General features: G+C 39.8%; 12 protein-coding genes. 7 read left to right on the top strand and 5 right to left on the bottom strand.

The annotated features are described in order from the left end of the window. Window positions 1-96 precede the first annotated feature (96 nt). Window positions 97-696: an endonuclease SmrB gene (gene smrB / locus Q4575_RS08900; protein ID WP_252736642.1), complete on the top strand. Its 600-nt coding sequence runs from the start codon at window positions 97-99 to the stop codon at window positions 694-696. Between the two features lie 23 nt (window positions 697-719). On the opposite strand, the gene sixA is transcribed toward smrB, so the two are convergent. After that, window positions 720-1,202, bottom strand: coding sequence for a phosphohistidine phosphatase SixA (gene sixA / locus Q4575_RS08895; protein ID WP_272181960.1), 483 nt, complete (start codon window positions 1,200-1,202; stop codon window positions 720-722). A 187-nt stretch (window positions 1,203-1,389) separates the two neighbouring features. Between sixA and Q4575_RS08890 the strand changes: the two genes are divergently transcribed. Next, window positions 1,390-4,092, top strand: coding sequence for an insulinase family protein (locus tag Q4575_RS08890; protein WP_303522446.1), 2,703 nt, complete (start codon window positions 1,390-1,392; stop codon window positions 4,090-4,092). 251 nt (window positions 4,093-4,343) lie between these two features. Continuing rightward, window positions 4,344-6,467, top strand: coding sequence for an EAL domain-containing protein (locus Q4575_RS08885; RefSeq protein WP_303522444.1), 2,124 nt, complete (start codon window positions 4,344-4,346; stop codon window positions 6,465-6,467). Window positions 6,468-6,621: 154 nt separating this feature from the next. On the opposite strand, the gene Q4575_RS08880 is transcribed toward Q4575_RS08885, so the two are convergent. The 3 genes from Q4575_RS08880 to Q4575_RS08870 form a co-directional block, all read right to left on the bottom strand. Further along, window positions 6,622-6,825, bottom strand: coding sequence for a hypothetical protein (locus Q4575_RS08880; RefSeq protein ID WP_215965099.1), 204 nt, complete (start codon window positions 6,823-6,825; stop codon window positions 6,622-6,624). Window positions 6,826-7,027: 202 nt separating this feature from the next. Beyond that, window positions 7,028-7,357 (bottom strand): hypothetical protein, encoded by a 330-nt coding sequence (locus Q4575_RS08875; RefSeq protein WP_215965100.1) that lies wholly within the window; start codon window positions 7,355-7,357, stop codon window positions 7,028-7,030. 103 nt (window positions 7,358-7,460) lie between these two features. Next, window positions 7,461-8,135 (bottom strand): DUF2982 domain-containing protein, encoded by a 675-nt coding sequence (locus tag Q4575_RS08870; protein ID WP_303522442.1) that lies wholly within the window; start codon window positions 8,133-8,135, stop codon window positions 7,461-7,463. A 164-nt stretch (window positions 8,136-8,299) separates the two neighbouring features. Between Q4575_RS08870 and msrA the strand changes: the two genes are divergently transcribed. From msrA to Q4575_RS08850, 4 genes are all read left to right on the top strand, one after another. Then, window positions 8,300-8,836 carry a peptide-methionine (S)-S-oxide reductase MsrA gene (gene msrA / locus Q4575_RS08865; protein WP_215965102.1) on the top strand — a complete coding sequence of 179 codons (537 nt, stop codon included), beginning with the start codon at window positions 8,300-8,302 and terminating at the stop codon, window positions 8,834-8,836. Window positions 8,837-8,924: 88 nt separating this feature from the next. Further along, the gene (locus Q4575_RS08860) at window positions 8,925-9,296 is read left to right on the top strand and encodes a VanZ family protein (RefSeq protein ID WP_215965103.1); all 372 of its coding nucleotides are present in this window, start codon (window positions 8,925-8,927) and stop codon (window positions 9,294-9,296) included. Then, window positions 9,286-10,182, top strand: a complete 897-nt coding sequence (locus Q4575_RS08855; RefSeq protein WP_303522439.1) for a ketopantoate reductase family protein — start codon at window positions 9,286-9,288, stop codon at window positions 10,180-10,182. The genes Q4575_RS08860 and Q4575_RS08855 overlap by 11 nt, the downstream gene beginning before the upstream one ends. Before the next feature lie 157 nt (window positions 10,183-10,339). Then, window positions 10,340-10,792: a transcriptional repressor gene (locus Q4575_RS08850; RefSeq protein ID WP_215965105.1), complete on the top strand. Its 453-nt coding sequence runs from the start codon at window positions 10,340-10,342 to the stop codon at window positions 10,790-10,792. A 165-nt stretch (window positions 10,793-10,957) separates the two neighbouring features. On the opposite strand, the gene fadJ is transcribed toward Q4575_RS08850, so the two are convergent. Beyond that, on the bottom strand, window positions 10,958-13,126 hold the full coding sequence (fadJ, locus tag Q4575_RS08845) for a fatty acid oxidation complex subunit alpha FadJ (protein ID WP_303522436.1): 2,169 nt from the start codon (window positions 13,124-13,126) through the stop codon (window positions 10,958-10,960). Window positions 13,127-13,131 lie beyond the last annotated feature (5 nt).

The following is a 13,131-nucleotide window of genomic DNA, read 5'->3' as shown; positions in this document are numbered from 1 at the left end:
CAAAAACCCTAATTAATCTGGTCGTACTCACCAGCTTAATTTACAATACCCCGCACTATATTGCTTAAACTTTCTCGCAAAATGTCTGAAAAAAATTTGAATTTTAAAGATTTACTCAACAAAAAAGATGATAGTCCATCTTTGCCAAGTACATTTGCTGATGAGATGCAGGGCGTCAAACCATTCAAGCAAGACAAAATACACTTTGGGAAAGCGCTCAGCAAGCAAAATAGAGCTTTAGCTTCAAACTTTAAGGAAGAAGATAGAAAGAATATCGATAAGGACGATAAGCTAGCAGCGACCCGCTTTCACTTTTCTGAAGAATACGAACCTTTGATCGATTTCGAGCAGACGTTAAGTTTTGTTAAACCGGGACAACCCAGTTACCTAGCAAAACTCATTAGGCGCGGTGAAATTCAACCCGATATCGTGTTAGACCTTCATGGTCACACCAAAGAAAGCGCTAAACGAGATTTAGCTGACTTGATCACAACATGCAAAACAGAACAATTATTAAGTGCTTGTATCGTTCATGGTGTTGGGGGCGGCGTTCTAAAACGAAAAATCCCACATTATTTACTGCAACACCCGGATGTTGCCGCATTACATCAAGCACCACTCGAATGGGGCGGCCAAGGCGCAATTGTCATAATTATTGATTTAGGCGAGGATTTGCAGTTTTTGTTAAAGCGGTAAATCAGTAGACTGGTAAGTTGCAATTACAACATTTGTTCAGGGGCGATCAGCGTTTCTAACACACCATTCCATTTATCTAGGTTAATTTTAATCTTTGCAACGCCCGCCGTCGCCATTATGGGTGTGTAACCTGTTATTTCGCCGATTAAATAACTCACCAAAGGCATATGCGAAACACATAGAATATTTATGTCATCAACGGTGTTTTTATCAATACTAGCCAAAACAAAATCCATTGCGACTTTTGGATCCCCCTCTGGGATCAAATCCACAATTACGTCTATATCTAACGCATCTGGACCACGTTCAATAATAATATCTTTCGTTTGTTGGGCGCGAATATACGGCGAGGCATAGACTTGTTGAAACTGTCCAAGCTGCGTTTTCAACCACAGTGCTGTACGTTTTGCTTCCCAGCGGCCATGTTCTGAGAGCACACGAAGTTGATCTTCGGCTGCGATTGACTCAGCTTCTCCGTGTCGAACGATATAAAGATAAATTGCCATTGTCACTAGTTGTCTTGCCTACACTAGTGACTACTATAATTAATTCACCAATTATTGACCATTAATTTATGAAATTAATTGTTTCAGCACGTATCTTATTTATATATCTCGATTTCTTGAAAAAAACAGCTAGGATAAAGAGATACATAATGCTGCGGTATTTCGAGAACCAAACGAGATATAAACATTGAATATTAGTCCCAACGACAACAAAAATTATTTGGCTATGACGTTAGATAATGGCCTTCGAATTGTTTTAGTTGAACAAGATGACTGCCATAAAAACGCCTGTTCACTGGTCGTGAATACGGGACATTTTGATGATCCCGTTGACCGCCCGGGTTTTGCACATTTTGTTGAGCACTTATTGTTTAATGGCAGCAAAAAATACCCAGAAGTGAATGGACTAAGTCATTTTGTTGGGCAACACGGTGGGATGTGTAACGCTTGGACTGGCACAGAGCACAGCTGTTTTTATTTTGATGTTCATCCAGAATTTTTTGCCACTGCTCTCGACCAGTTTGCTAATATGTTTATCGAGCCTTTGTTCAGTCATGACGCCCTATCGCGTGAGCAAGAAGCTATCCATGAAGAATATAAACTAAAACTGCAAGATGACAGTCGTCGTATCCAACAGGTGCATAAACAAACGAGTAATCCTGACCATCCGTTCCATAAATTTTCAGTTGGCAATAAACATACTCTTTCAGATTTACCTGACCGACCTGTCGCCGACGAATTATTTTCATTTTGGCACCAAAATTATCAAGCTCAATATATGACAGTGTCGATAGTCACTGCAGAACCTATAGAAATGATGCGTGATTTAATTGCGACAACGTTTTCTGCAATTAAATCCAACGATCCGAAGTTCGCCAAGCCAGGTATTGAACCACCACTTTATCGCGACCAAGAATTAAATCAATTTATTGGAATCCATCCAGTTAAAGAGATCCACAAACTTAATGTGACGTTCTCGATGCCTGACATGAATTATATGTACAACACAAAGATGCTGAGTTTTGTGGCGCATATCATTGGTTATGAAGGGAAAGGGTCGTTATACGAAGCGTTAGACAACAAAGAATATATAAACGCCTTAACTGCTGGGAACGGCATAAGTGGCAATAATTTTAAAGACTTTAATTTGTCTCTGGAATTAACCGAGTTAGGCGAAGAAAATATTGACGATATTTTAGAGATTACTTTTGCCTACCTAAATTTTTTGAAACAAACAGTGCCCGCAGCCTATTTATATGACGAACAACAAGTTTTGACTCAAGTCAGTTTTAACTACCAAGAAGAAATTAAAGCGACCAAACTTGCCAATCAAATTGCCCTCAATATGCAACATTATCCAGAAGTAGACTATCTGTCTGGAGATTATCGGATGGACGGCTTTAACATCCAACAATGGCAGGAAATTTTAGGCTACTTAAATGCTGACAACTTTCGTGTGACGTTAGTAAGTCAGTCAATCCATACGCAACATAAAGCACCTTGGTACCATACCCCCTATGCCGTTACCGATATTGATTTGGACGTTAGGAAACTATTGAATGACACAAGTTGGAGTGATTTTAATTTCCAACTGCCCCCAGAAAACCCTTATTTGGGAGGAGAGATAAAGTTAGAACAGCTCGACTTTAATAGTCTTACCCCTATTAACATAGAAGACAAATTGGGTTGGAAAACGTGGTTTAAACAAGATGTTAGTTATCGCGTACCAAAGGGCAATATTTACCTCGGCCTAGACTTACCAAATGGCATCGCTAGCAAACGTAATCAAACAATGATGCGGATGTTTTGTGACTTATTTTTAGACTCGGTATCTGAACAACATTACCAAGCTGAAATGGCTGGGCTTTATTATAATATCTATGCACATAACGGTGGCATCACAATCTATACGTCAGGCTTGAGTAACCGACAACATGAGCTACTTTTAACGCTAATTGATACCATGTTGAAACCAAATTTTGTCGAGAGTCGGTTTAAAGAGATTAAACGTCAGTTGATAAAACACTGGAACAATAGTGAGTCGAATCGCCCCATTAGCCTTTTATTTAGTCATTTAAATTCAACTTTAATCCCTAAAGTGGCCAATAGTTTAGAACTCGCAGAGATTTTAGCTGATGTCAGTTTTGCTGAATTCTTAGCGTTCCATAGCACACTATTTAATGCGGTTAATGCAGAGATGCTCATTTATGGTAACTGGAATACTCAACAAGCTTTAAATATTAACGCCTTAGTGGAACAACGTTTTAGCCATGCCACTAAGGTCGAGGAAAATGTTCGAGCAAATGTAAAACTTGATAGGATTGGTGTAGAAAAACAACGCGTTCCGGTTGAACACAGTGACAACGCCGCAATTATCTACCTACAGGGCAACAAAACCGTAGACGATAAAACCGACGTCGTTGAAAAAGCATGGTTTATTCTATGTTCACAAATTTTAGCGCCATATGCATTTAACTATTTACGCACCGAGCAACAATTAGGTTATCTCGCAGGTAGTGGTTATATGCCTTTATGCAATGTCCCAGGACTTGTTGTCTATGTGCAATCACATGAAGTTGAAAACAGCGAACTTGAACGGCATATCGGCCTTTGTATCGAAGGCTTTATCAAAGAGTTAGATCATTTAGAGTTAGACGAATTTAACGCTCATAAACAGGCCGTAATTCACCAATATCAAGAACAACCCGCCAATTTAAATCAAAAGTGTCAACAATTATGGGTTAGTGTTGGCAACAAAGATTATGAGTTTAATCACAAGTCTCGAATAGTAGAAGAACTGCAACTGGCAACTTTAGATGAATTGCAACAATGGGCAAAAACCAATCTATTGGAGCAGTTCGCCACTGGCTACCAAATATCAACCGAATAAAATTCGATCAATTAATCATATATTTAACGATAAAAGCTTGCCAACTCGCATCCAAACTTTGACAGTAGCGCATCCATAAGGTAATTTGAATCAGCGTTTAACTAGCTGTAGTCGTCGTTGTGCTAAGTCCACTGAAAAAAAATAACAATAAAATTGTGGCTGTTTCAAGCCTTGTAAGTTTTAACACTTACGCGTTAGAAACCGAATCAATCTCAAATGTAATCGAAAAACTGTTTTCTGATGGAGCAGTCTTGTCGATTTTTATCCTGTTTGCATTATGCCTTACGGGTTACTTGGTCTACGGTTTATACCGATTCAGACAATATCAAGGTCAAATTACTGAAAGCGAAGAGCGATTGCGTTTGTCTTTATGGGCAAGTGGCGATGAAATGTGGGATTGGAATATCCACAGGGGCAGCCTTCATAGAACAAATGGCGCAGGTACTTACCCCCTGCCAAATATCGACCCTTCTGATTTTCCGCCAAACAGACCGCATATTCATCCACAAGATGTCGAAAAAGTTGTCGAAAAGCTAAAACTCCACCTCAATGGCGAAGTTAATGAGTTTGAATGTGTGTATCGGATCAAAGGCAGCAATGACAAGTGGCGCTGGATCTTAGACAAAGGTAAAGTTGTTTCGTCTAATGCCGCGGGTTACCCGATTCGTATGACTGGTGCATTTAAAGATATTCACCAAATAAAAAAAACCGAAAGCAATCTAGAGATATTTGCCCGAAGCATTCAAAGCTTGACCGATGGCGTGGTTATCCTCAACTCTGACTTTAATGTTATCCATATTAACCCTGGTTATACCCAAATCACCAGTTTCAGTTCTAGTGACCTTATTGGTAAAAAGCTTAACTTTAACTCCATCAGCCCTTCGCTTATTACCGATATTAAGTCGGCTGTCGATAAAACTGGGAACTGGCAGGGAGACGTCACCGGCCAGGGAAAAGATGGCAATATGTTTATCGCTTTTGTCACGGTCAACTGTATCCGAAATGATGAAAACGCGATTACAAACTATGTCGCGGTTGTATCCGACACGACTATGCGTAAAAAAGCGGAAGCCAAACTCATAAAAATGGCGCGCACTGATACGTTAACAGGTCTGCCTAATCGAAATGTATTCTTCTCGCGTTTGCAAAAATGCGTAGACAAACAATTAGAAACCGCAATATTGGTATTTGATGTCGACGATTTCAAAAAAATTAACGACTCTTTAGGTCATGTACTTGGTGATATATTATTGGTGAAGATCTCCGAACGGTTAAAGCCCCTCACCAACAGTCAATGTATTTTATATCGTCTTGGCGGCGATGAATTTGCTATTACAATGGAAGGTACCAACGACATTCATAAAGTGACACTTCTTGCCAAAGAGTTGCTTCGACTGCTGTCAAATCCATTCCGAATCGAACAACATGAATTTGTTGTCGCTGCCAGTATCGGTATTGTCTTATATCCAGATGATGGTCAACAACCTGAAACCTTGCATCGTAATGCTGACACCGCTATGTATCACGCCAAAGAAAAAGGTAATCGCTACTTATTCTTTAATAAAGAGATGAATAAACAAGCTGTTAAACGTTTGCAGGTAGAAAATTTAATTCGTCAGGGATTAAAAGAAGATTACTTCCATGTGTATTACCAACCTAAGATGAGTTTCAGCACCGGCAAATTAGTTGGTATGGAAGCTCTGGTGCGCTTTATCTCTCCAAGTGGTACTTTGGTTAGTCCAGGCACATTTATTCCGATCTCCGAAGAGACAGGGCAAGTTGTCGAGATTGGTGAAGTCGTCCTAAGAAAAGCTTGTGCCGACATGAAACGTTGGATCGATTCAGGCTTGATGTCAGGGCGTGTCGCGGTCAACTTATCAGCTAGGCAATTTAACCTACCCAATCTAATTCATCGAATTGAATCAATATTGTTAGAAACTGGATTAAGCCCGAACAATCTAGAGTTGGAGATCACCGAAGGTACGGTAATGGACGATCCGCAACATGCCATTCAAGTTATGCATGAACTTAGAGCTTTAGGAATTCAGTTGGCTATGGACGACTTTGGTACCGGCTACTCTTCGTTGTCTTACCTGCGCAAGTTCCCACTTAATACCTTAAAAATTGACAAAGCCTTTGTTGATGATGCAGGTACTAGCGTCGGCCGAGCAATGATCGATACGATTATCACTATTGCACGAAATCTAAGCTTGTCGACCGTTGCTGAGGGAGTTGAAACGAGTACTCAAGAAAAGCTAATGGCTGAGATGGGATGTGATGTCCTGCAGGGGTACTTGTACTCTAAACCACTATCTTCAAAAGAATTGGCTCACTTTGCGGCAAATCAACAACCTGTGTTGAAAAAGGCCCAATAATGGTTCACAAGATATAAACTCGCTTCATCTACAAAGTTTTATTGAGGGTATTCAATGGACCCATTTGCATTTATCAAACAGATGAGTCCCCCCTCCTATTTACGCGTTAGCGTATTCACGCCTTGATCATGCGGTAAATATGAAGGTATCAGATTTAAAGTCGTAAACTTACGCCGTCAATGCCTTGTTGCTTGCGTAACAACATTTGCTTTTTAACATTAAACATAGGCCAAACAACTGGACCAAAACACATGCCGGCGACAAACCAACGCTTCTCGCACATGCCATTTTTCATCGCTTCAATTGACAAATACACAGAAAAACAAACAACGGCAACCATCATAAGCAAAACAAACATCTTTAAAACCCAGTCAATATTTATGAAGTGATCAATTATATCGCTGAAGTAATTTCAATTCGATAGGGAAACCCCTCGTTTTTAGAGTATTTACTTCTATTACCAAAATATAAAATTTGTAGCTACTGAAACCAAATGATCAATTTGGCCAATTTTAGGCATAAAAAAAGCCGCATCTGCGGCTTTTCTTACATGTTTTTCATTATATGTAGCTTTGCTGATGCACTCGAATAAACAGCGGTGTACCCGCTTTAGAGTAATCAACTTTGTACTCTTTGCCATTTAGACATTGCACAAACATTAATGTTTTTGGTTCACCAAAAACATCAGGGCTCGATACGTTTACGACTTCAACATAAGCGTCTTTCGCTTCACGTCTATTTCTTGGTACAGGGCCATCATAAGCTTGAACGCCATTTTGCGTTACTTTTACGTTAGGGTGCTCTATATCATTCTGAATGATAAGATCGACTTTTCTGATCTTATGAATAATGGTATTCCGACCACTTCGAATATATGGGATATCGGACATAACTACCTTCAGCCTCTAGTTTGCCTTCAAAAACAAACAAAAAATGTTACTTATAATATAACTCTAGCGTTTTGAACTAAATTGATCAAGGACACACAGTAATTTATCGATTCATATTTTCATTTTTAGTGTCTTGTATTAATTTCAATGCGTTAGCTGGTGTACCAGAAATTCCATTACTGTTGATATAAAAATGAAATCCAAGTAATTCGTTTAGTTTCTCAGAACGATGAACAAACATAGCAATGAGTCCACGATAAATACGGTTAGCCCCTAATTTACATTCTACAGAATCAATAAAATCCTCAGGCACACACTGCCCTGTTGCGCATCCCTTACCGGCTAAAGCCAGCCACAGCGGCCTTTGTTCAATCAGTAATTTTGACGCTAAGCGCAATGGAAACGTATCGTAAAATAACTCAGGATCCTTAACCTTAATGCCTATAAAGTCATATTCCTTGCCACCATCGATGCGATCTTGGGCAGGAATACCGACCCGCTGGATGTTTTCCCACGGAACAAAAACCGTGTTGGCTCGGTGATAAAAAGTTAAGCCATCATCCGCGAGTTTTAATCTATGTCGTGGTTCACTGCGTTTTAGATAGCCTAATAACAGCATTGCTATTGCAAACCCATACAAAAACATATTGGCAATATACAATTGAGACAAAAAGCCAAAATGCACAACAAAGTTAATTCCAGCTAACCCAAAACCAAATTTAATGAAGGTTTCTGAATTATCGCTGTCTGTTGATTCAATAAAAATAGGTTGGGTCATTGCAGTCTTAAAAAGGTTTAAAAATAAAATAGAAGCCCAAACAAATTAAACACCACAAAAGAGCAGCGCGCATCATTCGACAGATTGGACAATTGGTTTGTAACTTCATATTGTATTAATCTACTTGCAGTTTTTTAACAAAAATCATTTATGGAGCAATGTATATGTCAAACATTCAATTGGCAACTTTTGGTGGCGGTTGTTTTTGGTGTATCGAATCCGCCCTCAATGCAATCCGCGGTGTGCAACAAGCAGTGTCTGGTTACTCAGGCGGTCAAGTAGACAACCCAACTTATCAGCAAATTTGCAGTGGTCAAACTGGGCATGCTGAAGTTATCCAAGTGACATTTGACGCTGATATTATTTCATACGATTTATTGCTCGATTTCTTTTTTCAACTTCATGATCCAACGCAACTTAACCGTCAAGGCAATGATGTTGGAACACAATACAGGTCGATAATCTTGTATCACGACGAAGTTCAGCGCCAAACTGCCATCAACAAAATTAGCGACGTTCATGACCACGACATTTGGGATGGTGACATCGTAACTGAAGTTGAACCTATATCCATCTTTTATCCGGCAGAAGAGTATCACCAAGGATATGCCGAGAATAATCCGCAACAACCTTACTGTGCTTTGGTCGTAAACCCAAAACTAAACAAGTTTAAACAAAAGTTTAGCGACTTCTTAAAATAAAACCTGCTAAGTAAAGATACTCAGTTAAATTTAAATTTAATGTGGGGTAACATACAGTCAAATTGTGTTACCTCATTTAAAGAGCTTCATGTCTAAAAGTTACTTTTTTAAAACCGCCTTTGTTATCGCGTTCATTTATTCAATGTACTTATTTTTTAATCCCCATTTGGATACCGGCATCAAGATCCCTCACATTGATAAAGTGGGTCATTTCATCGCTTTTTCGGGCTTGTCATTTTTATTTGATTTTGCTTTTACTCTCGCCAAAATCTGGGGAATTGGAGCCGCCTTAGTGTATGGCATTCTAGTTGAGCTTATTCAAAGTACACTGCCTAATAGACAAGCATCCCTAGCTGATGTTGTTGCCGACATGTCAGGTTGCCTAGTCTATTATTTTGTCTTTAAACCATATGCTGAAAAACTCGTAAGTAAATTTTGGAAACCAGCTAATGCCAAATAATCGAGATTGGCACTTTGTTGGTCAAGGTGCGATCAGTTCTTTTTGTGCCGTCAATGTTTTACCCAATCACGCCGTTACTGTACTCACTCGTCGCTCATCTGTTAGTGAAAAAACCTTTATCGACTTGCAGGGACAACAAATACGATTGCCCTTACCAAGGCGCCTACGAAACGATGAAACGATTAACAATTTAGTGGTAGCAGTCAAAGCCTATGACATAGTAAACGCCATTGCCGACGTTTTAGGCAGCTTAGCTGACGATGCCAATGTCGTCCTATGTCACAATGGCATGGGAACAATTCCGGACGTACTTGAACTATTGCAAGTTAAACCAAACCGCAATGTATACTTTTGCACAACAAGCAGTGGCGTCAATCATCAAGGAAACAACATTATTTTAGCCGCTATCGGCCAAAGTCAGTGGCAGTCAATTGTTACTCATTCTCCTCACAGCGCTCTCAATATCAACGACTTTAAATCACTATTTTTAGTTGCTGAACAAGCCGAGGAGTTGCCAACGATATTGTGGCAAAAACTAATTATAAATTGCGCCATTAACCCGCTGACGGCCATCAACCGTGTTACCAATGGTGAACTTGCAGCTCAAACGTTTCAGCAACAACTTAATACGATCGTTGAAGAGGTCATAAACGTTGCTCGCTTTGATGGTGTAGATTTTGACTTAAACGCTATGATCGATCTTGTGAACAGCGTCATTAAGTCAACGGCTAAAAATTACTCTTCGATGTATCAAGATTTAACAAATAATAGAAAAACCGAAATTGATTTTATTAATGGCTATGTGTGCAAGCTTGCAAATCAATATAAAATTGATGTCCCTGTAAATCAGGCGCTAGTGAGGCAGATACAAAAGCTTGGTGGTTAACTAAATTTAATAACAATTAATCTGTTTGAACTAATTAGTACACGCAACTTCAATTCAAGGATACAATTGACTTTAACAATCGTGTAAAACACGAAATTTGTATCTAAAATAGAAATCAATACAATGTATCTAACTCAACCCATTCTGTAGGTGAATTTTGACTGTAAATCCAAACCCAATATTAGAAAAAGCCAAAACAACCTGTGCAGAACAAGGTGTTAAGCTAACGAGTAAGCGTGAAAATGTTTTAGCATGTATTATCAGTTCAGACGAAGCCGTCTCTCCCTACGAATTAGCTGAGATCTACAAGGAAAATTTTGGCCAATCCATGCCGGCGATGTCGGTCTATCGTATCCTGGATTTTCTAGTGGAGTTAACGTTAGTCCATAAACTTACGTCCGCCAATAAGTATATCGCATGCTCTCATATCTCCTGTTCCCACAGCCACCGCAGCCCACAATTTTTAATTTGTGAAAACTGCCAATCCGTTATGGAGGTTGGTATTGAAAACTCTGTAATGGAACAACTTAAAAGCAGTGTCGAACGGTCTGGTTTTGTATTAACAACCCAACAAATTGAATTAAAAGGCTTGTGTAAAAAGTGCCAATAAACGTGCGAAGTATGACCTAAAGCTGAACTACAAAAGGTCAAATGGCAAATGCAAAAAAGGTCAGATACATTGGTATCTGACCTTTTTTATGTCGTAAGCTTTAACCAAATTTAATGTTTAAGTCTGGTAACTAAAATACCAACAGCTCACTAATACGCTTTTATTTTAGTAGAAGGTTTTGCCTTCTTCGGCCATTTTAACCAAGCTATCGCATGGCGCAAAACGGTCACCAAACTGTTCTTGGTGTTTTTTCAACGTCGCGACTAAGTTGTCAATGCCATAGCTATCCATATACTTAAATGGACCACCTTGGAATGGCGGATAACCGGTTCCGAAGATCATGCCAATATCGCCATCCCGTGCTGAACGGACAATGCCTTCATCTAAACAACGTGCAGCTTCATTTAACAGTTGGATGACACAGCGCTCTGCAATGTCTTCAGATGACATTTTACTCGACGGCGTAATTCCCAAGACACGGTATACCGATTCATCGACTTGTTTCGATTTACGTTTAAACGTTAACTTATCCACTAAACTAGGTGCGGCTGCTTTACCGTAAAGATAAAACCCATTTTGGTTCTTTTTGCCTTTACGGTCGTCGGCCATAAGCTTTTCCATCGCCGCTGGCGGCGTAAAGCGCTCACCAAAGGCATCAAATAGAATGCTTGATACTTTCACGCCAACATCAATACCAACTTCGTCAAGCAAAGTCATAGGGCCCACAGGGAATCCAAACTTAGTTAACGCCTTGTCGATTTTCTCAACCGGCTCACCTTCCATCACAATGTTTGCTGCTTCGTTCATGTATAAACCAAGTATACGGTTTACAAAAAATCCAGCCTCATCTTTTACAACAATTGGTGTTTTACCCTGACGACGCGCAAATTCAACGGTAGTAGAAATGGTTAAGTCAGAAGTTTTATCTGTTGCAATGACTTCAACCAGTGGCATTTTATCTACCGGCGAAAAGTAATGTAGACCAATTACGTTTTCAGGACGCGCGGCTTTGGCCGCAATTTCTCGAATTGGCAAAGAAGATGTATTAGATGCAAATATAGTTGACTCTTTGCAGTTCTCTTCGATATCTGCAACCATTTTCTGTTTTAGAGTTAAATCTTCAAACACAGCCTCTACAACAATGTCGCTGTCTTTAAAACCTACAAAGTCGGTGCTTGCAGATAATAACGACAGTTGTTTTTGCATTTCCGAAGATGACATAAAACGACGTTTAACCTTTTTATTTAAAATGTCGTAACTGTACTTAAATGCGTTGCGTATCCCCTCGTGGGCAATATCTTTTATTCGAGCCGGTACGCCAGCTTTCGTCGTGGTAACAAACGCAATACCGCCGCCCATTAACCCACCACCTAGCACACCTGCTTTTTTAATCACTAATGGGTCGACACCAGCAACACCGGTTTCTTTTTTCATTTCTGTGGTCGCAAAAAACAAACTGCGCAATGCTTTTGATTCAGCCGTCATGCAAAGTTCAGAAAAACGTTGCGCTTCAATATCTAAACCTTGTTGATAACCGACTTCTATACCCGTACGAATACATTCAATAATTTTAATCGGCGCAGGATAATTACCATTGGTTTGACGCATAACTTGCTTAGCTGCTTGGTCAAATACGACCTTTCGGCCAAACGGGTTATTTTCTAACAAAGTCGACATTAAACCGCGTTTTACTGGTTTACGTTTAGGTTTACCTTTAAGTGCCATTTCAATTGCGGTTTCGAGCAAGATACTGACAGGCACCATATCATCAACAAGACCGGCTTTAAGGGCTTGTTTAGCACGTAATTGCTTGCCAGTTAACATCATATCAAGGGCTTTTTGCAATCCAACAAGTTTAGGTAAACGCTGTGTTCCCCCCGAACCTGGAAGCAAGCCAAGTTGCACTTCAGGTAACCCCAAAACCGTTTTAGACGAATCAGAAACAACACGTCCGTGACACGCCATTGCCAATTCCAAGCCACCGCCTAATGCAGGACCATGAATAGCCGCAATGATTGGCATTTTCATGCCTTCGATTTGATCAAATAGTTGTTGCCCTGTTTGCGCAATCGCTTTGACTTCGTCTTGTGTTGAACAAGAATCAAGGACTTTTACATCGGCCCCTGCAACAAACGAATTGTCTTTGCCAGACGTTAGTACTAGCGATTTAACCGCACTGTTTGATTTTACTTCAGCAAATATTGCTTCAACTTGCTCGGCAAATTCTGCTTTTAAAACGTTCATTGACTCGTTTGGCACATCGATACGAATGATGCCAACTCCGTTGTCTAACACTTCTAAGTTAAACGCGGATTTTGAATTTTGTTCTGTCATGTGAG

It is taken from the genome of Psychrosphaera sp. 1_MG-2023 (genome assembly GCF_030548245.1).
Taxonomy (GTDB): domain Bacteria; phylum Pseudomonadota; class Gammaproteobacteria; order Enterobacterales; family Alteromonadaceae; genus Psychrosphaera; species Psychrosphaera algicola.
Note: the sequence above shows the minus strand (reverse complement) of the source record. Positions and strands in the feature narration are given on the sequence as shown.

Coding starts and splice junctions, on each gene's coding strand:
- sixA (WP_272181960.1), bottom strand. CDS start 1,202: ATGGCAATTTATCTTTATATCGTTCGACACGGAGAAGCTGAGTCAATC.
- Q4575_RS08880 (WP_215965099.1), bottom strand. CDS start 6,825: ATGTTTGTTTTGCTTATGATGGTTGCCGTTGTTTGTTTTTCTGTGTAT.
- Q4575_RS08875 (WP_215965100.1), bottom strand. CDS start 7,357: ATGTCCGATATCCCATATATTCGAAGTGGTCGGAATACCATTATTCAT.
- Q4575_RS08870 (WP_303522442.1), bottom strand. CDS start 8,135: ATGACCCAACCTATTTTTATTGAATCAACAGACAGCGATAATTCAGAA.
- msrA (WP_215965102.1), top strand. CDS start 8,300: ATGTCAAACATTCAATTGGCAACTTTTGGTGGCGGTTGTTTTTGGTGT.
- Q4575_RS08860 (WP_215965103.1), top strand. CDS start 8,925: ATGTCTAAAAGTTACTTTTTTAAAACCGCCTTTGTTATCGCGTTCATT.
- Q4575_RS08855 (WP_303522439.1), top strand. CDS start 9,286: ATGCCAAATAATCGAGATTGGCACTTTGTTGGTCAAGGTGCGATCAGT.
- fadJ (WP_303522436.1), bottom strand. CDS start 13,126: ATGACAGAACAAAATTCAAAATCCGCGTTTAACTTAGAAGTGTTAGAC.